General features: G+C 63.9%; 23 protein-coding genes. 6 read left to right on the forward strand and 17 right to left on the reverse strand.

Annotation, left to right across the window (positions count from 1 at the left end):
- Nucleotides 1-3 precede the first annotated feature (3 nt).
- The 6 genes from HMI57_RS03480 to HMI57_RS03505 all read right to left on the reverse strand — a co-directional run bounded on the left by HMI57_RS03480 (nt 4) and on the right by HMI57_RS03505 (nt 3317).
- Nucleotides 4-597, reverse strand: coding sequence for a small multidrug efflux protein (locus HMI57_RS03480; RefSeq protein WP_171584510.1), 594 nt, complete (start codon nt 595-597; stop codon nt 4-6).
- A gap of 106 nt (nt 598-703) precedes the next feature.
- Nucleotides 704-1444, reverse strand: coding sequence for a GPP34 family phosphoprotein (locus HMI57_RS03485; RefSeq protein ID WP_171584511.1), 741 nt, complete (start codon nt 1442-1444; stop codon nt 704-706).
- Nucleotides 1441-2217 carry a MerR family transcriptional regulator gene (locus tag HMI57_RS03490; RefSeq protein WP_171584512.1) on the reverse strand — a complete coding sequence of 259 codons (777 nt, stop codon included), beginning with the start codon at nt 2215-2217 and terminating at the stop codon, nt 1441-1443. The genes HMI57_RS03485 and HMI57_RS03490 overlap by 4 nt, the downstream gene beginning before the upstream one ends.
- A 95-nt stretch (nt 2218-2312) precedes the next feature.
- On the reverse strand, nt 2313-2576 hold the full coding sequence (locus tag HMI57_RS03495) for a hypothetical protein (RefSeq protein WP_171584513.1): 264 nt from the start codon (nt 2574-2576) through the stop codon (nt 2313-2315).
- Between the two features lie 67 nt (nt 2577-2643).
- The gene (locus HMI57_RS03500) at nt 2644-2961 is read right to left on the reverse strand and encodes an SMR family transporter (RefSeq protein ID WP_171584514.1); all 318 of its coding nucleotides are present in this window, start codon (nt 2959-2961) and stop codon (nt 2644-2646) included.
- On the reverse strand, nt 2961-3317 hold the full coding sequence (locus tag HMI57_RS03505) for an SMR family transporter (RefSeq protein ID WP_171584515.1): 357 nt from the start codon (nt 3315-3317) through the stop codon (nt 2961-2963). The genes HMI57_RS03500 and HMI57_RS03505 overlap by 1 nt, the downstream gene beginning before the upstream one ends.
- 149 nt (nt 3318-3466) lie before the next feature.
- Here HMI57_RS03505 and HMI57_RS03510 point away from each other — a divergent pair, with 149 nt between their 5' ends.
- The 3 genes from HMI57_RS03510 (at nt 3467) to HMI57_RS03520 (ending at nt 6537) form a co-directional block, all read left to right on the forward strand.
- On the forward strand, nt 3467-3757 hold the full coding sequence (locus HMI57_RS03510; protein ID WP_171584516.1) for a zinc ribbon domain-containing protein: 291 nt from the start codon (nt 3467-3469) through the stop codon (nt 3755-3757).
- A 31-nt stretch (nt 3758-3788) separates the two neighbouring features.
- Nucleotides 3789-5045 (forward strand): formamidase, encoded by a 1257-nt coding sequence (gene fmdA / locus HMI57_RS03515; RefSeq protein WP_171584517.1) that lies wholly within the window; start codon nt 3789-3791, stop codon nt 5043-5045.
- Between the two features lie 187 nt (nt 5046-5232).
- Nucleotides 5233-6537: a cation:proton antiporter gene (locus HMI57_RS03520; RefSeq protein WP_171584518.1), complete on the forward strand. Its 1305-nt coding sequence runs from the start codon at nt 5233-5235 to the stop codon at nt 6535-6537.
- A 51-nt stretch (nt 6538-6588) separates the two neighbouring features.
- Here HMI57_RS03520 and HMI57_RS03525 read toward each other — a convergent pair whose 3' ends face one another.
- Together HMI57_RS03525 and HMI57_RS03530 are read right to left on the reverse strand one after the other, a co-directional pair.
- The gene (locus HMI57_RS03525) at nt 6589-6999 is read right to left on the reverse strand and encodes a VOC family protein (RefSeq protein WP_171584519.1); all 411 of its coding nucleotides are present in this window, start codon (nt 6997-6999) and stop codon (nt 6589-6591) included.
- Between the two features lie 4 nt (nt 7000-7003).
- Nucleotides 7004-7447 carry an AraC family transcriptional regulator gene (locus HMI57_RS03530; protein ID WP_171584520.1) on the reverse strand — a complete coding sequence of 148 codons (444 nt, stop codon included), beginning with the start codon at nt 7445-7447 and terminating at the stop codon, nt 7004-7006.
- 140 nt (nt 7448-7587) lie between these two features.
- Between HMI57_RS03530 and HMI57_RS03535 the strand changes: the two genes are divergently transcribed.
- A complete protein-coding gene (locus tag HMI57_RS03535; protein WP_171584521.1) occupies nt 7588-8052 on the forward strand; it encodes a DUF1801 domain-containing protein in 465 nt (154 codons plus the stop codon).
- A 56-nt stretch (nt 8053-8108) separates the two neighbouring features.
- A complete protein-coding gene (locus tag HMI57_RS03540) occupies nt 8109-8837 on the forward strand; it encodes a VIT family protein (protein ID WP_171584522.1) in 729 nt (242 codons plus the stop codon).
- A 67-nt stretch (nt 8838-8904) separates the two neighbouring features.
- Here HMI57_RS03540 and HMI57_RS03545 read toward each other — a convergent pair whose 3' ends face one another.
- Together HMI57_RS03545 and HMI57_RS03550 are read right to left on the reverse strand one after the other, a co-directional pair.
- A complete protein-coding gene (locus HMI57_RS03545) occupies nt 8905-9273 on the reverse strand; it encodes a PDGLE domain-containing protein (RefSeq protein WP_216607086.1) in 369 nt (122 codons plus the stop codon).
- On the reverse strand, nt 9252-9848 hold the full coding sequence (locus tag HMI57_RS03550; RefSeq protein WP_171584523.1) for an energy-coupling factor ABC transporter permease: 597 nt from the start codon (nt 9846-9848) through the stop codon (nt 9252-9254). The genes HMI57_RS03545 and HMI57_RS03550 overlap by 22 nt, the downstream gene beginning before the upstream one ends.
- A gap of 248 nt (nt 9849-10096) precedes the next feature.
- Between HMI57_RS03550 and HMI57_RS03555 the strand changes: the two genes are divergently transcribed.
- Nucleotides 10097-11503, forward strand: a complete 1407-nt coding sequence (locus HMI57_RS03555; protein WP_171584524.1) for an acetamidase/formamidase family protein — start codon at nt 10097-10099, stop codon at nt 11501-11503.
- A gap of 6 nt (nt 11504-11509) precedes the next feature.
- Here the strand turns inward: HMI57_RS03555 and HMI57_RS03560 are convergent, their stop codons facing one another.
- The 7 genes from HMI57_RS03560 to HMI57_RS03590 form a co-directional block, all read right to left on the reverse strand.
- The gene (locus HMI57_RS03560; protein ID WP_171584525.1) at nt 11510-13120 is read right to left on the reverse strand and encodes a glycoside hydrolase family 32 protein; all 1611 of its coding nucleotides are present in this window, start codon (nt 13118-13120) and stop codon (nt 11510-11512) included.
- Nucleotides 13121-13155: 35 nt separating this feature from the next.
- Nucleotides 13156-14673: a glycoside hydrolase family 32 protein gene (locus tag HMI57_RS03565; protein ID WP_171584526.1), complete on the reverse strand. Its 1518-nt coding sequence runs from the start codon at nt 14671-14673 to the stop codon at nt 13156-13158.
- A complete protein-coding gene (locus HMI57_RS03570; protein WP_171584527.1) occupies nt 14670-15713 on the reverse strand; it encodes an ABC transporter ATP-binding protein in 1044 nt (347 codons plus the stop codon). The genes HMI57_RS03565 and HMI57_RS03570 overlap by 4 nt, the downstream gene beginning before the upstream one ends.
- On the reverse strand, nt 15710-16645 hold the full coding sequence (locus HMI57_RS03575) for an ABC transporter ATP-binding protein (protein WP_171584528.1): 936 nt from the start codon (nt 16643-16645) through the stop codon (nt 15710-15712). The genes HMI57_RS03570 and HMI57_RS03575 overlap by 4 nt, the downstream gene beginning before the upstream one ends.
- Complete coding sequence (locus tag HMI57_RS03580) at nt 16642-17673, reverse strand: ABC transporter permease (RefSeq protein ID WP_171584529.1); 1032 nt, start codon at nt 17671-17673, stop codon at nt 16642-16644. Before HMI57_RS03580 ends, HMI57_RS03575 begins: the two co-directional genes overlap by 4 nt.
- Before the next feature lie 10 nt (nt 17674-17683).
- A complete protein-coding gene (locus tag HMI57_RS03585) occupies nt 17684-18661 on the reverse strand; it encodes an ABC transporter permease subunit (RefSeq protein WP_171584530.1) in 978 nt (325 codons plus the stop codon).
- 92 nt (nt 18662-18753) lie between these two features.
- The gene (locus HMI57_RS03590; protein WP_171584531.1) at nt 18754-20424 is read right to left on the reverse strand and encodes an ABC transporter substrate-binding protein; all 1671 of its coding nucleotides are present in this window, start codon (nt 20422-20424) and stop codon (nt 18754-18756) included.
- Nucleotides 20425-20462 lie beyond the last annotated feature (38 nt).

Raw genomic sequence — 20462 nt, forward strand, 5'->3', positions numbered from 1 at the left:
AAGTCACCAGCCCAAGAGGCTGATGAAGCCCAACGCGGCTGCTGCAACCAGTCCGGTCCACAGCACGATGGCCACGACCTGCCACAGAATGACCCAGCTCTTCTTGACCCCTGAGGCGACGAAGAACGCCGCCGTGAGTTGTGTCGGCAGGGCGAGCGGAGCGAGCAAACTTGCCCCGGGAACGCCGAAGCGGTGCATCCAGTCGTTGAGCCGCTTCCGACCCTTCGTTCGACGCGTCGGTTTACCGCCGTCGTCCTGAAGGTCGTCCCGGGTACTCTCGGCCGGTGACCGGTGTGGGTGGTCGAGCGTCAGGGTGGTCCCCGTAGCCGATGGGGCGCCGGCGGTCGCGGCTCGCCGGGCCACGACCGACTGGCGGATCCGTGAGCTCACGAGCACGACGGCGATGACACTGAGGATATTGCCGGCCGCCCCCGCGACGGCGGCGACTATCGGGTTGATCCCAGCGATAATGCCGAGTGCCGCCGAGCCCTCGCCTTCGACGTAAGGGATCATTCCCAGTGCGGCGACGATGAGGGGCTGGAAGACGTCGGGCAGCTGGTCAATGAAGTTCTGGAACCCTTCGTACGGGTTGGACATCGTGGTCTTCCTTCGGTGATTGGTGGTTTACCGACAGGCCTTTCGCGCCCATCGGGGTCGTACCAATCCAGTCAAGACCGTGTGGTTACCACAGGGTCAAGACCCATCAGGGGTGCGGCACCTGCACCGCCACCGCACTCAGCGCACCGGTGATAACTGCTGTCATGGTCCGGGTAACCGCCGACGATGCGGCAGCCGCACCCCAGTCGCCCTTCTCCAGTTCCTTGCCGCGGGTGTAGACCGCACCGCTCCAGGGGATCTCGCGGTGGAACTGGGGGAGGGTGCCGCTCGCGGAGAGCAGGGCAGTGGTGGCCGCGGTCCGCGGGTCGGGATCCTCGCCGCGGAGCAGGACCCCCTGCACGCGGCCGAGGAGGTCCTCCCGTCGTCCGCTGTTCAGGACGTACTTAGTCGACGGGATGAAGCCAAGAGACTTGTAGCGCTCCCTCCGGAGGTCGCCGCGTGCCACCAGACGATCCAGTACCGGCGCACGCAGCTGCGGCCCGATCGCAGCGAGGACGGTCTGTGCGCCCCTCGGTTTCTCGGTGAGATAGTCCCACACAGGGGTTAGGAGATTGTCCGTGGGCGGGACCGTGCCGATCGGATGGATCGGTTTCGAAAAGAGCCCGGTGGGGCGGGGCTCGGCGCGGCCGGACAGGGCCAGTTCCGCGACGGCAGCGCCGCCCAGGACGTAGAACAGGATGTTCTCGCCCGCGATCGTCCCCGAGTCCGGCTGGAAAAGCAGCAGCAGGACGTCCTCCACCAGGGTGCGGTCGGCGGGGATCGTGTCGGGCTGGCCGGGCTCCGGTTGGTCTGCTTCGGTGGCAGGTACGTCGTCGTTGGTGGTCATGCTGGCTCCTCGCCGTCGTCGTGGTTGGTGTGCGCAGCTGCGGCCCGGCCCGCGGCCAACCGCTCCATCGCCAACAGGCTTGCGCGGCCCAGCACATCCAGCTGCGCCGGATTGAAGAGGGCAGCGACAGACTCCATCAGCGTCTCCCGGGTCACGTGCGGCCCCTTGGACTGGTGCGCCCCCGGGTCGGTCAGCCACGCATACTTCGTCAGGTCACGCACCATCGGTATCGCATAATCCTCGGCCAGCTGCTGGCGGGTACGCTCATCGGCGTCCGGGGTCAACGCGTCAAAGGCGACGCTGGCGTCATCCACCTCGGCGGCCACCATGTCCCGCACATCGGCCATCGCCTCGTCGTCGTACAGCTGCGAATAGATCAGCATCAGTGACCGTTCGCCGGTGGTGAGCCGGGCGCCGACGTTCTCAAACCCTGCCGGTAGGTCCGCGGCAGCCGACCCCTGCAGGATCGACCTGATCTCGGCGCGTGCGCGCTCCAGCTGCTCGATTGTCGTGGTGAGGTCAGCCTCGATGGTTTGGAGCGCCTCCACCGAGGTGTCGCCGCCCACCCCCACCTTCTCGATCTGATCCAGCGGGACGCCCAGCTCGCGAAGGCGCCGGATCTGGAGAATCCGGACCAGGTGACGCACCTGATACTTCTTGTAGCCGTTCGACAGCCGGTCCGGCTGCTCCAGGAGGCCGATCTGATGGTAGTGCCGCACGGCGTTCACCGTGGTGCCCGCGAGATCCGCGACCTCCCGTGTGCTCCATGACATGTCTGAAGTTCCGCTTCCCGTTGTTCGTTCCCTCCAAGGGAACACCATGTGGTCACCACACAGTCAAGAGGTCTTGCCAACAAAGGTGGCCGGTACTACCGTCGCTCGACAGGTGGGTGCACGTCACGAGGGGAAGGCATTCCCATGCTGAAGCAGGTCGCTGAAGGCTGGAGGCGGCTGACCCGCTGGAAGATTACCTGACCGCGCTGCGGCAGTTCGACGGCGTGGCCGACGGCGTCCACGCCGTCATCCCCGGCCACCAACGTGGCGTCGACCCCCACGATCCCCGGGTGGGGCCCGACGCGCCGCTGGAATGGCTGCGCGACGTCGACGACTGGCAGCGCGAACAACTGGTTCATCCTCGTGAGGAAGCCTGAGCGGCACTCAAGCTCAGGCGACCATGCCGCCGAACAGCTGGAACTCACCTCAGTGGGCCGCGCCGAGTTCGATCAGCAGGACGCCGCCGACAATCAGGATGATGCCGAGCCCCATGAGCCAGGTGAAGGGTTCCTTGAACAGGAACTTCCCGATCACGGCGGTCAGCGCGACGCCGGACGCCGCCCAGATCCCGTAGGCCACCCCGAGGGGGAGACCGGACGCGAGGGTGAGGGTGAGCATGGTGAAGGCAACGAGATAGCCGACGACAACGGCACCGTACCAGCGCTTGTCGTCCACCGCGAGGCGGAGGGAGACGGTGCCGCCGACCTCAAAGAGTATTGCTCCGAGGAGGAACAGGTAGGCCACTACGCCACCCCCGGCTTGTCATGCGCGGCCTGAGCACCCAGTTCGACGCAGAGCACCCCGGCGATGATGACGACGATGCCCAGGCTCATCAGCGGGGTGATCGGCTCGCCGAACACAAGGAGCGATCCGATTGCGGTCAGGGCGACGCCCGCCGCAGCCCAGATGCCGTAGGCGACACCCAATGCCATCCCGGTGCGGAGCACGATGGCGAGCAGGATGAACGCACCCACATAGCCGGCGGCAACCACGGCGTAAAGTGCAGGCTGGTCAAGCGCCCCCTTGAGGGACAGGGACCCGGTCACCTCGGCCAGTATCGCGGTGGCCAGGAGCAGCCATCCCTTGAGGGTCTTGTTCATCGGTCGGTTCCTAGGTCGGTCAGCTGGTGGTGGGAGCTCGCTGTGTGAGTGTAGCCGCGAGGACCGGCGGCTGCCGAGTCGGCACCCATTGACAGCAAATTCGGGCACTACTACCGTCGCCGTCACCCCCAGAGAGGACGGTCCGGCCGATGCCGATCTATGAATACCGTTGCCCCGCCTGCAGTATCTTCGAGGTCATCAGCCCGATGGGGGCGGCGTCCGACCAGCAGTCCTGCCCCACCTGTGGGCAGGCATCCCAGCGGAAGATCAGCGCACCCAACCTCTCCAAAACCTCATCGGCGGCCTTCCAACTCATTGACTCAACCCACCGCAGCGCCTCGGAACCCCAGGTGGTCTCCGGGTCGCTGCCCAGGGGCGCACCGCGCCGCAGCCAGCCCTACACCTCCAACCCACTGCACCGTAAGTTGCCGCGCCCTTGAACCCAGCCGCGGCCAGATCAGAGGAGATCAGATGCCCGATGTGATATTCCCGCTCGATTCCACCCGGAAGTTTGAGGATCAGGAGAAGCTCGGCCACAACCGGTGGCACCCGGAGATCCCACCAGTGGCTACGGTCAAGCCGGGGGATTCCTTCAGGGTCCACTGCCGGGAATGGTTCGACGGGGCGATTGTGAACGACGACTCCGCTGACGACATCCTCAACGCGCCCCTGCTGACGGTGCACAAGCTCAGCGGTCCGTTCGCCGTCGACGGCGTCAAACCCGGCGACCTGCTGGTCGTCGACATTCTCGACGTCGGTCCGATCCCGCAGGAGGACTCGGGCCCGCTCGCCGGACAGGGCTGGGGGTACACGGGGATCTTCTCGCGGAACAACGGCGGCGGCTTCCTGACCGAGCAGTTCCCCGACGCGTATAAGGCCATCTGGGACTTCACCGGCCAGGTGGCAACCTCGCGGCACGTTCCAGGGGTGTCCTATGTGGGGCTGATCCATCCGGGGCTGATGGGGACCGCTCCGTCCGCCGAACTGCTGGCCAGGTGGAACAAGAGGGAGGGCGACCTGATCGCCACAGACCCCACCCGGGTCCCACCGTTGGCGCTGCCACCGGAACCACAGTTCGCGGTGCTCGGGGGAGTGCCGGCGTCGGACTTTGACCGGGTGGCGGGGGAAGCGGCCCGCACCGCACCGCCGCGGGAGAACGGCGGCAACCAGGACATCAAGAACCTGTCCAAGGGGTCCCGCATCTTCTACCCGGTGTTCGTGGACGGCGGGAACCTGTCGCTCGGGGACCTGCACTTCTCCCAGGGCGACGGCGAAATCACCTTCTGCGGTGCCATCGAGATGGGCGGGTTCATCGACCTGCGGGTCGACGTCATCAAGGGCGGGATGGAAACCTACGGGGTGAGCGAAAATGCTATCTTCATGCCCGGCATCGTGGATCCCCGGTACAGCGAATGGATCGCCTTCTCGGGCACCTCGGTGACCCTGGACGGCACACAGCACTACCTGGATTCGCACCTGTCCTACCAGCGGGCCTGCCTGCACGCGATCGACTACCTGACCAAGTTCGGGTACAGCCCGGAACAGGCCTACCTGCTGCTCGGGTCGGCGCCGATCGAGGGCAGGCTGTCCGGCGTCGTGGACATCCCCAACTCCTGCTCGACGGTATACATTCCGACGTCGATCTTCGACTTCGACGTCCGCCCATCGGCCGCCGGACCGCACCAGATCGATCCGGGGATGGGGGCGCCCAGGTCTGCCAACGCCTGATCCCCACAGTGCCTGATCTCCACAGTCCACCGGTGCCAGTGCGCGCTACTAGCCGCTGGCATCGGTGCTGTGGATTTCTTCTCTGACCGGGGTCGGATGGCAGTAAGATCTGATTCGAGGATCTAGCGGAACCACACTGACATGGTTCATAGAGGGTGCACCGATCCGCATACGGAAAGAGGCACCGGTGTTCGAAGCGCAAAGTCTGATGTTTGTTGCCGCCGGGATTGCGGTCTTCGCCGCTGCATTGTTGCCCCGCCTGCTGATGCGTGCTCCGGTGTCAATGCCGATGATGTTTCTGGCCGCCGGCTTCCTGACGTTCACCTTCGCCACGGACCTCCCGGATCCGGACCCCATCGCGTACAGCGATATCACCATCCACCTCAGTGAAATCTGTGTGATCGTTTCACTCATGGGTGCAGGACTGGCCCTGGACAGGAAAGTGGGCCGCAAGAGGTGGGCCACCACCTGGCGGTTGTTGGGTATCGCCATGCCTCTGTGCCTGATCGTTTTCACCTTGCTGGGGATGTGGGTGCTCGGCCTGGGACTGGCCGGGGCGATCCTGGTCGCCGCTGCTCTGTCACCGACCGATCCGGTGTTGGCATCGGAGGTGCAGGTCGGGGAGCCCTCCGAAACACAAGAGGACCTTGCGTCTGAGGATGAGGTGCGGTTTGGCCTTACGTCCGAGGCGGGACTGAACGACGGCCTCGCTTTTCCCTTCGTCTACCTCGCCATCGCTATAAGCCTGGTGGGTGCTGCACCCTCGGCCTGGTTCCCTGAGTTTTTTGCCCTGGATGTTGTCTGGCGGATCGGCATCGGATGCCTGCTCGGGTTTGGGATGGGCAAGCTTCTGGGCCGGATCTTCTTCCGGTCAAGTATCGAAAGCGCGCGGATGGCGAGTCACTCGGAGGGATTCGTTGCGCTCGCAGCCACCTTCTTGACCTACGGGGCCACCGAGATGATCGAGGGGTACGGATTTGTTGCGGTGTTCGTGTGCGCAGTGACCATCCGATCGGAGGAGCAAACCCACGGGTTCCACGGTGTTCTGCATAGCTACATCGAGCAACTTGAGCGCCTCCTCACCGTGGTGGTCCTCGTGCTCCTGGGTGGCGCCGTCGCGCGCGGCATGTTGGCGGGGGTCACCATCGACGAAATCCTGCTGGCCCTCGCTTTCCTTCTCCTGGTAAGGCCCATCGCCGCCTGGATCAGTCTCGCCCGCGGGACCACTGGGCCGTGGGAACGTGGCGTCATCTCCTTCTTCGGCGTCCGCGGCATCGGTTCCATCTACTACCTGAGCTACGCACTCTCGAAAGGGGAGTTCGCCAGCGAGGACGAAGCCCTGTGGCGCTTCGTGGGTCTCGTGATCGTGATGTCCATCCTGCTCCACGGCGTCACGGCCGCACCCGTCATTAACGCACTAGATCGGGCGCGAAAACGCAAAGCGCTTCGGGAATCCGGGACCGAAGACGCTGCGCCAACAACCGCCATCTAGCACCGCGGTTCGCGTTGCCCATGTTCCGGCTAGGCAGCCGGAACCGTTGTCCTAGGTGAGCTGGTTGAAGCGGAGCAGGTTGCCGGCCGGGTCACGGAAGGCGCAGTCGCGCACGCCGTAGTCCTGGTCGGTGGGTTCCTGGATGACGTCGGCACCGGCGGCGGCGAGGCGTTCGAACAGCCCGTCAAGGTCGTCAGTGCCGAACGTGATCGCCGTGTAGGCGCCCTTGGCGATCAGCTCCAGGATGGTGTGCCGCTCGTCGTCGGTGATGCCCGGGTCGACGGCGGGCGGGTGCAGCACGATCGACGTGCCCGGTTGGCCTGCGGGGCCCACCGTGATCCAGCGCATGTCTTCGTAGCCGACGTCGTTGCGGACCTCGAACCCGAGGACATCGCGGTAGAAGGTCAGTGCCGCCGCGGCATCGGTGTGGGGAAGGAAGGTGTAGTGAATGGTGATGTTCATGCGATCACCCTAAACCCGGCTTGAGGAGCGGCGCTTCTTGATTCCTGACCGGTCTCATGACCTGCCGAGCCAGGCAGGGCGGGATTCCCGCTCCGGCCTGCGAATGGTCGCGGCGGTACACACTGGGTGGCACTCCAACCAGCTCGGTGAACCGGGTGCTGAAGGTGCCCAGCGAGGAGGAGCCCACAGCGAAACACACCTCGGTGACGCTGAGCTCGCCGCGGCGCAGCAGGGTCATGGCTCGTTCGATGCGCCGCGTCATCAGGTAGGAGTACGGCGATTCCCCATAGATGCGCCGGAACTCCCGGCTCAGATGGCCCACCGACATATGGGCGCCCCGGGCCAATTCCTCAAGGTTGAGCGGCTGGGCGAACTCGCGGTCGATCCGGTCGCGGACCCGACGCATCACCACAATGTCCCGCAACCGCCCGGTCTCATCGACAGCCATGTGGTCATCCTGCCACGACGGGCGCGCCCGTGGGCCGGCAGTGGCCAGCGAACCCGCATCGGTCAAGAATAGAGAAGCGGCAGGCGTCGCGAGCAACTAGCGTCGGAAGGACCACAGACGATCACTGGAAGGGGACCACGATGAGCACGGACACCACCAAGCAGCGCAGCGGGAGAAGCGGGGGCTTCTCGGAAGAGGAGCGCGCCGCCATGAAGGATCGTGCAGCCGAACTGAAGAAGGAATCCGGCCGGGGCCGCGGCAACAAAGCAGCCGCCGAGGAACTTGATGTACTGACAAAGATCGCCGAGATGGAATCACCCGACCGGGCGGCCGCTGAACGGATCCATGCCATCGTCACCAGCAACGCCACGGATCTTGCGCCGAAACTCTGGTATGGCCAACCGGCTTACGCGCGGAAAGGGAAGGTAGTGTGCTTCTTCCGGAGCGGGAGCCAGGACAAGGAACGGTACTCGACGTTCGGTTTCACGGCCGAGGCTCACCTTGACGACGACACAGGCCTGTGGCCCACCTCGTACGCGGTGGGCGACCTCAGCGAGGAAGCGGAGAAGGCCATCACTGCACTGGTGAAGAAGGCGGTTCGCTAACTAACCGCAGGCTAACCTTGCTGGTGCGTCAACACGGCTGGGCTTACATTACGGGCATGACTAGTTCGCAGATCAATGGCGCACATGATGAAGAGCCCCATGACAGTTCCATTCATGGTCGGCTCAATTGGTTGCGAGCGGGAGTTCTTGGAGCGAACGACGGCATCGTTTCGGTCGCGGCGCTCGTCGTCGGCGTTGCAGGGGCAACCACCGCGACGCCGGTCATTCTCACCGCGGGTATCGCCGGTCTGGTTGGTGGTGCGATTTCGATGGCGCTGGGGGAATACGTTTCGGTGAGCAGCCAGAAAGACAGCCAGGAGGCCCTGATTGCCAAAGAGCGCCTCGAGCTCGAAACGGAACCCGAAGCGGAGCTGATCGAACTTGCGGGGATCTACGAGTCCAAGGGGCTCAGCCCGGATACAGCCCATCAGGTTGCGGTTGAACTTACCAGGCACGATGCCCTCGGGGCCCACCTTGAGGCAGAACTTGGGCTGAGTGAGGATGCGGTGGCCAGTCCGCTCGCCGCTGCCGGTGCATCTGCCCTGGCATTCACTCTCGGAGCCATTCTTCCGCTTCTCACGATCCTCTTTTTCCCTGAAAGTACGCGTGTTCCCGCAACGTTCGCCGCAGTGCTGATTGCCCTCGCCGCAACGGGTTATGGAAGTGCGCGGATCGGCGGGAACTCAGCCACCCGCCCGACTCTGCGGATTGTGGTGGGCGGGGCGCTGGCGTTGGCGGCGACGTTCCTGATCGGATCGCTGCTCGGCACTACGGGCGTGGTCTAACACCTCTCGCGGCTGACTGCATGCTCAGGCTGAGCGCGAGTTTTGGACACAGGTGCGGCAACAGAACCTAACTGGCCGGGGACACCGACGACGATCGCTTCAGCGGAAGTAAGACGGCGGCAGCCACCAGTGCGGCGAGCACGGTCCCCACAACGCCGACGACGCTCACCGGAATACCCGAGACCGCACCATAGTCGGCGAACCAGGCCGACGCGAAGGCGTGCGATCCCGCCGCATCGGCGAAGTTGAAGGCGGCGGCCACCGATTCCAGGCCGTCTGGGTTCGACGACGCCGCGACTGACAGCACTGCCCCGCACAGCACGGCGGCAGCCCCGAGTCCTGCCACACCGGGAACGAGCGCGGCAGGGGAGCACGCGCGGGTGTCGGCAGCAGCCAGACCCGGTGCCAGGGCCATCACGAGGGCCAGCACCGCCACGGCAACGGCGGCTTCGCCAGACCAATGAGGGCGTGCACCCCCACCATCGAGGCCACCAGCTCATTTAGCGGTACTGGCACAGCACCTCCTATTGCATACAGGGCGCAGAAGACGAGAGCCGACGCTGGCACGGACAGCGCAGCACCCAGGCCAGCTGCCAGCAGCGGCAGGGGGTGTCCTGACACTTTTCGGACCAGCGCCGTCAGACCGGTGGCGACGACGACCCCCACCACCGCCATCAGCAGCACGTTCGCGCCCAGGGCACTCAGGCCTCCGTCGGCGAAGACCAGCGCCTGAACGGTCAGCACGGCCGACACCACAACAATCCCCAGCCAGGGGCCCAGCAGTGCGGCAGCAAGAGCCCCGCCCATGAAGTGCCCGCTGGTACCTGGGAGAACTGAAAAATTGACCATCTGTGCCGCGAAAACGAAGCCCGTCGTGACGGACGCCAACACCAAACGTTTCCGCGAGGCTGCCGCGCGGGCCCGGTGCAGGGAGTAGGCGACGCCGCCTGCCGGCACCACGGCGGCGGATGCACTGACTACGGGGCTGAGGAAGTGATCCGGCAGATGCATGGGTAAGACCTTCCACCACAGGCCCGGCTTTCCAGGCCACTTGAGAAGATAGTGGCACCTCGGTGTTTCCAATGGAATACGGCCGGGTAAGCACCTTCGCGAACTTCTGCGGGGTCACAGTTCCCAGTCACCCGTGACCGCACCGTCATCAGCAGCATCTCTCCAACGACTGGGAGACATCTACCAGAAATTCGCCCGAAACAAACCCTCAGTACGGTCGGCAAAACGACCTGCGGAGGGAAATGATCATGAGTGACAGTTTCAATAGGGAAGCAGCCGAAACCCTGGTCAAGGGGCTGGGCCGGCGAAAATTCATGGGAGTGGTTGCGGCGTTCGGAACGCTGACAGCGGTCACTGCTTGCTCGTCGCAGGCGGTGGGAGCAGGGTCGAGTGGTTCCACACTGGCGGCGGTGCCGGCAGCGGCCGGGTCTTCCGGCGGTGGCGGAAAGGCAGGATCGGCCAGTGGGTTTGGGCAGATCCTGCAACCCAACAGTGGCACGATCATGGGTGACGCCTATCTGGCGTCCACCCCCGAGGATGTCCTGTGGGGGTACGTGCCGACGGTCCATGCGACGCCGGTGATGACCATCCGCTCCGGCCAGACGGTCACCATCGACGCCATGTCCCACGAAGGGATTCTCGAGGACCAGGGCCGGAACCCGCTGGAGTACTTCGGTGGACTGGGGGTCCCCGAAAGCAGCATCCTGCAGGACGCGGTGAGTATCGCCGCCGAGTACAACCGCACGCCGCGGGACTTCGACGTCGACGGGCCACACATTGTGACCGGCCCGGTGGCTGTCGAGGGGGCGCGGCCGGGTGACGTGCTCAAGATCGAAACGCTCGAAGCTGTGCCGCGGGTTCCCTACGGGGTGGTCTCCAGCAGGCACGGCAAGGGCGGGCTCGCGGTGCAGCCGGAGGTCCAGCCGCCGGCCGGCATCAGCCTTGAGGAAGTCATGCCTCCCGTCGACACCGACAACAGGTCCTCCGGTGTCCCCTCGGACTACGGGAACGTCTCAGTCTTCACGGCCATCGAAGACGGCAAGGGGGTCATGAGAAGCGGTGACATGTCCGTCCGGTTCCCGCTGCGTCCCTTCATGGGCATGATGGGTGTGGCCTTCGCCGAGACCGACGGGCTGACCTCACCGGAGGCGAATTCGGTGCCGCCCACGCTTGGTGGCGGAAATATCGATATCCGGCACCTGGGTGCCGGGTCGACCTTCTACCTGCCGGTCAAGGCCGATGGGGCGCTGTTCTATGTCGGCGATCCGCACATGGGCATGGGTGACGGCGAGGTGGCCCTGACCGCGATGGAAGGGTCACTGCGCGGCACCTTCCGGTTGACCGTCTGCAAGCCCGGATCCGGGGATGCTCCCTCAGTTGCCTACACGTATCCCTTCGGGGAAACCAGCGACTCCTGGATTCCAATTGGGCTGTCGGATCCTGATGGACTGGATGGTGGTGGGGTCAGCGGGGATTTGAACGTCGCGATGCGCCGAGCCATCGTCAATGCCCTGGATTTCCTGCAGAACGATCGGGGTATGGACCGGGCCGTCGCGTACGCCTACCTCTCCGCGGCTGCGGACTTCGCGGTGTCGCAGGTCGTCGACCGCACGGTCGGCGTCCACGGGCTCATCAGGAAGGCCGACTTCGGGTAGCAGGTGCTAGCCCCGGCGGGTGCGTGCATCGAGTTCGCGGATCACGAGGTCTTTGTAGACGGCGGATCCGCCGTCGACAAACAATCGGATGCGGTTGTCCTGGACAGGGGGGAACACGCGATGAGAGTGCACCACCCGCCCATCGCCGATGAACAATTCAACGCTCGCATTGTCAACGAGGATCCGAAGCCTTAGCTGGCCTGCGGCGGGATCGAGGGGAGTTTGGGATTCACCTCGGTCTCCGGGGTTGAAGGTGGGACGCCGGTTGACATAGGCATAGCCGCGATCAAGGGCTGCACCCACGGCAACATGACGCGTGCCTCCGGGCGAACGGCGCAGTTGGAAGCCGACGTTTGCTGGTGGTGTCCCGGAGTCCCAGGCGATGGTGCACGACAGCTCGTATGCGGTGGACTGGATGTCCAGATCGAGGTGACCGGCCAGCCGGACATCACCTAGATGGTGCTCGGACGTGACGTAGTTTTCCAGCGCTGAAGTCGGCTGTGAGGCGAGGTAGTACACGCCGTCGGGGTCGCGCAACAGGTGCAGATCCCGGACGATCATGTCATCGCCGTTGTAACCATCAGTGATCATGCTTGGCGCATTGTGGGGGTAATCCCAGAAATTGGCCCAGCCGATCGCTCGGCGAAGAGTGGAATCCTCTGCGCCGTCCGCGTGGTGGTGGGGATAGGTGACGGCACCGTAGAAATCGAATCCCCAGTCAAGCCACTGGGGCTCTTCGATGCGCGGGGTGAACGTCGCACCGTCGAAGGTCCCGGTCCAATACGCGTACGTCGCAGGAAGGTCGCGGAACTTGGCGTTCCCGCTGATCCCGAGCACCCAGTGGGAACTACCGTCTGCTGCGTCCATCCGGAAAATATCGGGGCACTCCAGTAGACCGAGGTTCTCTCTCCTGAACTCGCCTACCTCCTGCCACTGGTGAAGATCTGGAGAAGCATAAAACCCGATCCGGAGTCCTTCGGCATTTGCCATGATCCAGCGGCCGCGTTCTTCGTCCCAGATGACTTTTGGATCGCGGAAATGCTCAACTCCAGGGTTGGCTAGCACCGGCCTGGTTCCGGCCGGCCGGAACGTCCGGCCGCGGTCTGTCGAGTACCAGAGGTATTGGGCTTGCCCGGTGTTAGCCGGTGCCTGGGTGACCAAGGCAATGACAGCCCCGCGGCCGTACCCGGCAGAGTTGTCGTGATCAACGACAACGCTTCCGGACCAGCAGTCGCCGTTGCTGTTGGTGTTCTTGGGAATCGCCACATCGTGATCGGTGAAGTGCACATGGTCGCGGGTGGTGGCCAGCCTCCAGGCGGTGCCGACCCCGCCTTCAAGGTAGTCGGCGTTGTAGAGGTAGTAGTAAAGGTACTCACCGTCGATGTAGATCGGTCGCTGAGGGTCGTTTTTCCAGTTGTCGGGGACGCTGACGTGGTAGGCGGGACGATACGTCTGAAGCTTGTTTCGCCCCCGTGAGGGCGGATTCCCAGGTGTGTGTTCGGGACGCAACGCTGGTTCCTTCTTTCCTGGGTTGGCCGTGGCGGCGACGGCACCGAGTGCGAGGCCGCTTGCGCCGAGGAGCATGCTTCGGCGGGGAAATGAGGGGACAGGTGACATGGGGTCCTTCCGGCGAGTGGGGGGAACCAGTGGAGTTAGGGCCTGAGGTTCCTTGAATGGTTGAAGATTCCCTCCATGCGCCACGCATCCGAGGCGCGCAGCTGCACGGCACCGGTAGCGGACAGCCGGATGGCCTCACCGTCGAGAGAGGGGTAGACACGGGCGGTCAGCGGTTTGCCGTTGGCGAAGATTTCGAGCGCTGAATGGTCCACCAATACGCGCAGGCGCAGCACGCCGTCAGCCAACGGAACAGGGCCAGACTTATCCTCGACGTCGACGTCGGGATCCAGGCTTGAGGCTGAACGGTCGAGGCGAAGGGTTCCGGCCTCCAACCCGTCGTGGGTAACCGAGACCATGGTTTCCTCGGCCGCGGAACCGTCACTGTTCACCGAAGCGAGAAGTCCCAGACGGAAAGTGGCTCCGGGCTCCAGCCTGAGATCGAGTTCCAGGTCCAGCTGATTTCCCGCCACACCGTCGAGAATCTCGACTGTCCCCAGGTTGCGGGCATCTATTGACTGATGGTCACGGCGCAGATTGGCGACTTCGGCGACTGGTGCGAAAGACAGTTCACTCCCCACCAGCTCAGCGGTTCGGGGCAGGCTCATCGCCCCGGACCAACCAGAAGCCTGGACGGCGGCTTCGCCACGGCCTTCCTGCAACCAACCGAACATGACTCGACGTCCGGCCTCGTCCTCGAAAGACTGTGGCGCGTAGAAGAACCGTCCGCCGTAGTCCAGCCGCAACAGGTTCTCGGGGGAGAAGGTGTCTCCGGTATAGGTGCCGATCCAGTACAGCGGGTGCAGGGTTTCCTCGTCATTCCAGGCCGAGAAAACGAGGATGTCGCGGGTGCCCACCCGGAATAGATCGACGCACTCCCACATGGTGCCCTGCCAGTCGCTGGCATCACGATCCTGGGATGCGGCTTCTCCGACCAGTAGTGGACCCAGATAGCTCCAGTTCCGTAGATCACCCGATTCGTACAGGAACGCGGCACCTCCCTGGCCCTGAACTCCTGAGCCGACCAACTGGCGCCACATTCCGTCCTGCTTCCAGACACAGTGGTCTCGGAACGCGGGAACTTCCACTCCGGGCGGGGGAGCCGCTATGACCGGGTTCTCGGGAGCCTTGGACCAGGTGCGCAGGTCGGGTGACCCCACGGCCACACACGGCAGTTCGACACCGTCGTGGCGGCCCGAGTAGATCAGCGTGGGGACGCCGTCGTCGTTCACCAGGACACCTGACCAGCAGCCCTCGGCGTCCGGACCGGCGGACGGCTCCAACGCTATGGGTTCGTCGTGCCAGTTCACCAGGTTGGTGCTGGACGCGTGTCCCCACTTAATGTTGCCGTGGAAAGGCCCATCCGGGTTGTACTGGTAGAAGAGGTGATACGTTCCGTCCCATTGGGCAACACCATTGGGATCGTTGAGCCAGCCTGCCGGGGAGACAAAGTGGAAGCGTGGCCGGTGGCGATCCGATTCGGCCAGCGTCACCAACTCATCCTTTGAATGGATCGGCGCGCTTTCACCCGCAGTGGGCTGGAAAAGGTCAGTCATGAGGCCTGTGTTTCTGTGAGTGCGGTTGATGGTGCGACCGTGTGAGCGGTGGATGCGTTCTGCGGGCGGTACAGGTGGCAGCGAACCCAATGGGTGCCCGTTTCGCCAACCTGATGCCGGACCGGCTCGCTTGAGGAGCAGCGCTGGTTGGGGTCGGTGTCGAAGGCGCACGACGACGATTTCATGACTGCCGCACGAAGCCTCGCCCGCTCTTCCGGGTCGTAGGAGCCACTGCGGGCAGGGTCGGGGACCGCCGACACCAGAAGTTGCGTGTAGGGATGGGCGGGTTCGGCGAGCAGCTCAAGAGACTCCCCCTCTTCAACCAGCTCTCCGGCAAACATGACGGCCGTGCGGTCAGCGAGGTAGCGGGCAGAGGCAAGATCGTGGGTGATGTAGAGCATCGAGATGCCCTGTTCGTCCCGGAGCCGGGCCAACAGGTTCAGGATGCCGATGCGGACTGAGACATCGAGCATCGATGTGGGCTCGTCGGCGAGGATGACCTGAGGTTCGACGGCGAGTGCGCGGGCAATCGCAACCCGTTGGCGTTGCCCGCCGGAGAGCTCGTGCGGGTAAGAACTGAGCATGTCCTCGCTCAGCCCGACGGTCTGGAGGAGTGCCGCAAGTTGTTCGCGCAGCGCAGCGCCCTTGTGCGCCTTGCCATGGATCTCCAGCGACCTGGTGAGGAAGTGCTCAATGCGGTGTGCAGGGTTGAGCGATCCGAAGGGATCCTGGAAGACCATTTGCACCTGTGACCGGTACTCGCGTGAGGCTGAGAACCGATCACGGCGCAGGACATCCACGCCGTCGAGAAGGATCTTCCCGGAGGTCGGTTTTTCCAACCGGGCGACACAACGGGCAAGGGTCGACTTCCCGGACCCTGACTCTCCCACGAGAGCCACAATTTCACCGCGTCCGATGGACAGGTTTACACCACCGAGCGCGCGGACGCTGGTGCGGGAGAAAAGCCCTCCGGAGGGGAAGTCTTTGACCAGGCCCTGCACCTCCAGCGAGGGGATCTGCGGAACGGTTGGGTCGGTCATAGCGATGCTCCTAGCGACGGTGCGGCGGGTGCCACGAAGTGCCCAGGTGTTACTTCTTCGAGGTCGGGAATGTCACCGAATGTCACGTCATCTCCCAGACCACGCAACGGTCGCCGTGGACCGGTCAGGGGCGGGAAGGCGTTCATGAGTGCCTGGGTATAGGGGTGCCGAGGGGACGCGTGAATCGTCTTCGCGGCGGCGGTCTCCACGATGCGCCCAGAATTCATGACGGCCATCCGGTGCGAGAGCTCCACCATGAGGGACATGTCATGAGTAATGAAGAGCACCGAGAAGCCAAGTTCGCGCTGCAGGTCCTTGATCTGGGCCATAATTTCCTGCTGCACCACGACGTCAAGGGCAGTGGTCGGCTCGTCCAGGATCAACAATGACGGCTTCAAAGCGACTGCCATGGCGATCACTGCACGCTGCCGCATGCCGCCGGAGAGTTGGTGCGGGTAGGAGCGGAGCCGCGCCGGGTCAATGCGGACCAGCTCCAGGAGTTGCGCGGAGCGACGGAGCGATTCCTTGCGGGAGTACCCTGCGTGGGTGGTGAAAATGTCGACCATCTGGTCGCCGATGGTCATGACGGGGTTCAGGGAGTTCATGGCTGATTGGAAAACCATCGCCACGTCCTGCCAGCGGAACCTGCGCAGCTCGTCGGTGTCCATCGCGAGGACGTCGCGGCCCCCGAAGGTGATGCTGCCGCCTGCAATGAGCGCGGGGTGGCGCAATAGCCGCATGATTGAGTTGGCGATGGTGGATTTACCGCACCCGGACTCGCCTGCGAGACCGAAGATCTCTCCTACCCCAATGTCGAATGACACTCGATCAACAGCGGTGATGGCGCGGGTATCGCTGACGTACTGGACCACCAGATCGCGTACCTCCAGCACGCTGTCGTGACTGCCGAAGGACGTTTGTGAGACGGTCATGCTGAAGCCTTTCCTTTATCAGTGGGGTCCGCCTGGCGCTTGCCCGTTCGGAAAGTGACCTTGCGCAGACGGGGGTTGGTAACCTCGTCCACCGCGTAATTGATCAGGGCGAGGGCAAAGGCGACGAGTGCGATGCACAGCCCCGAGGGGATGAACGCCCACCACGCGCCGACCAGCAGGGCTCCGTCGTTGCTGGCCCAGTAGAGGTTTGTTCCCCACGACACCGTGCTGACGTCGCCGAGGCCCAGGAATTCGAGGCCAGCCTGGGCTCCGATACCGTAGATGACGCAGGCAAGCAGTGTTCCCATGACGATTGATGCCATGTTCGGCAGGATTTCCCGGAACATAATGCGGAGGGGCCGTTCCCCGGCGACAACCGCAGCCGCCACGAAGTCTTTCGCGCGGATCGATAGCGCCTGCGACCTCAGGACACGCGCGCTTCCAGCCCAACCGGTGACGATCAGTACCAGGATGACGGTACCCAGACCCGGAGGGAGGAACGCCGCGAGAATCACCAGCAGTGGCAGCCCGGGGAGCAGCAGGAAGACGTTGGTGAGCAGTGAGAGTGCGTCGTCGGCGAGTTTGCCGAAGTAGGCCGATGCCAATCCGACAAGGAGGCCGACAAACGTTGCGACAATTCCGACCGTCAGCCCGACAAAAAGGGAGCTGCGCGCACCGTGAACGGTGAGTGCCAGGACGTCCTGTCCCTTCGCGGTCGTTCCCAGCGGAAAGTCTGATGACGGCGGTTGTGAGGCAAGCGCCGTAATCCGTGAGGGATCGTCCGGGTAGAGCACCGGCGCGAGCAGCGCAGCGACGATAAATACGCCCAGGATGAGGGCCCCGGTCGCGGCTTTGCGGTTGGTGAGCAGCCCGTGCACGAGGCTGCCGCCGGGTCGGCGCGGCGGACCCGCGATGGGTGTGGCGCCGCCGTCGTCGTTTCCGGCGATCGCGCCCCGGTGTCGTGAGCCCGAGGGTGGACGGGTACGCTGCGGGACCGTGCTGGCGGTGCCTTCAATTGAGTTGGTCATCTGTAACTCCTTAGGAGGTCCGCACGCGTGGATCGAGGCGGACGTAGAGGATGTCCACCAGGAAGTTCGCGATAAGAACGGCTGCGGTGATGGTGAGGAAGAGCCCCTGCATGAGCGGGTAGTCGAGTCCCTGGACGGCTGCCAGTAACTGGTAACCGACGCCTGGATAAGCGAAGACGACCTCGGTGAGCAGCGCCCCACCCACCACGAAGCCGAGGCTCATGCCGAAGCTGGTGACGGCCGGGAGCATGGCGTTGCGGGCCGCGTAGCGGAACATGATCCGGCCCGGCTTCAGACCCTTGGCTTCAGCCATGATGATGTAGTCCTCAGCATTGGTGGCGATCATCGTGTTGCGCATTCCGAGCATCCACCCACCAATGGAGACCAGCACGATGGTGAGTGCAGGAAGCACGAGGTGATGGGCGACGTCGAGCAGGTATTCGCCGGTGAAGCCGGGTTCGAGCCCGCTGGTGAAGGCGTGCCGGAGAGGGAACCAGCCGAGAACCACCCCGAACAGGTACAGGGCCGCCATCGCGAGCCAGAAATAGGGGAAGGATCCGATGAAGATCAGAAGCGGGGGAAGGCCCGAGTCAACCAGTCCGCCGCGGCGCCAGGCTGCGAGTATGCCCAGCAGGTTGCCGACGACGGCGGCGATGATCAGGGAAACACCGCCGAGCAGAATCGTCCAACCGATCTGTGAGGCGATGACCTCGGTGACCGGGGTGGGGAACCGGGAGATGGAGACGCCCATCTGGCCGGTGAGGACATCCCCGATGTAGTTGATGTATTGCTCCCAGATGGGGCGGTCGTCAACGCCGAAGAGTCGGCGTAGCTGGTCAATCTGTTCGGGCTGCATGCGGTCCTGGGAGCGGGCGAACATGCGTGAGACAGGATCGCCGGGCATGAAGCGGGGAAGCATGAAGTTTAGGGTGATGCAGGCCCAGAAGGCGATGAAGTAAAAACCCAGGCGGCGCAGGATGAAGCGCACGGTTTTCTCCGTTCAGGAAAAGGGTGGGGTGTCGTCATGCGTGTCCGGCACTGGTGGGCGCCGGACACACATGACGAAAGGTCGCTGTGTAACTACTCGGCTGAAGCAGGCTTCAGGGAGGTCAGCAGCAGGACAGTTGTGGGAGCACGAACAGAGAGGGTGGCGTACGGGTTCTCCTCTGTTGGCCACCCCTCGAAGTTCACATCGGTGTAGGCGCCCCACTCAGGGCCGGGGAACAGCGGTACGGCTGGCGCATTCTCGCTGTAGACCTCCTGGAGCTGATTCACGATCTCGCCTTGCTCGGCTTCATCGGAGCTTGCAGCGAAGTCAGTGAGGAGCTGCTCCGCTTCTTCGCTGCCATACCGGTGGTAGTTCTCGAAGGTCTTCTCACCTACCGCCTCGACGGTGGAGGTGCCCATCATGCCCCTGAAGTACTGGTAGGGGGTGGGTGCCGCGTTGCTCCAGACGATGCCGGTGTCGAACTCGCCCAGTTCGTACCCGGAGACCACAGTGGCCCAGTCGGGTGCGTCGACAGTTGCTGTGATCCCGACGTCTGCCAGGTTCTGCGAGATGACGTTGGCGACGGAGAGCCAGTCCGAAGATGCTGAGCCGACGGAGATGTCGAAGGCGAACGGCGAGCCGTCCTCCATCGTCCGCATCCCGTCTGCACCCTTCGCGTAGCCGGCCTCGTCAAGGAGTGCGTTCGCGGCGTCGACGTTGTATTCGGTCCAATCGCAATCCGCGAGGACTTCGTCGCTCTTCCAGTTCTCGTAGGCACCGGAGAGGCCGGTGCAGTCGGCAGGCTCCGTGTAGCCGGTCATGCCGATGCTCGTGACCTGCTCACGATTGACCGCCATGCTCAGCGCTTTGCGGACATCAACGTCATCGAAGGGTGCCTTGGCGGTGTTCAGCTGCCAGTTGATCATGGCGCCGGTCGGAGGGAACCAGTAGTCGCGGTTTTCGGGGTCCTTCGAGATGAAGGTTTCCTCGATGTTGGGCATGAACTGGGGTGCCCAGTCGACGTCGCCATTTACGGCGGCCAAATTCGCTCCGTCGTTGCCGGCGAACGCCAGCATCCGGATGCCCTCGATCTGCTGCTTCTCAGGCTGCCAATAGTTGGGGTTTTTTTCCAGAACGAAAGACTGGGCCTGGAATTGGGCCACCTCAGTGTAAGGGCCGGTGCCGACGGGGACGGCGTTTGTCTCCCGGGAGGGATCCTCGATTGCCGACCAGACATGCTCCGGCACGATGATCTGCTGGCCCACCTCGAAAAGCGCGGGGGAGAACGGTGTAGTGAACGTGAAGGTCACTGTATTGCCGTCAGCGGTCACCGTGTCCAGGTAGTCATAGCCGCCGAGGATCTCGCGTTGCAGGTCGAAGGTATTCACTACATCCTCGCCAACGAACGGCTCACCGTCAGACCAGGTCACGCCATCACGCAGGGTGAAGACGATTGACTTCCCATCCTCGGCGACCTCCCACTCAGTCGCGAGCCACGGCGTCGTCGTTCCGTCAGCGGGGTTGTAGATCAACATTGATTCGTAGATTGCCTGCTGTGTCATGGGCGCGACAGTAGGTGAGAACGGGTTGAAGTTCTGTACGAACGTGCCCATGTCCTCGCGCGGGATCGTGAGCAGGGTGCGCTCGGGACCGTCAGCACTGGTGGATGGCGGGTTTGCCGAGCAACCGGTCAGCACCAGCACGCTCAGGCTAAGGACGGCCGCAGCATTGCGGACTGACCTCAGAAATCGGGGGTGTGTCATAATGAATGTCTCTTTCTACTTTCCGTATTAGGGGGTTG

Source organism: Arthrobacter sp. 260 (assembly GCF_013116745.1).
GTDB lineage: Bacteria > Actinomycetota > Actinomycetes > Actinomycetales > Micrococcaceae > Arthrobacter_D.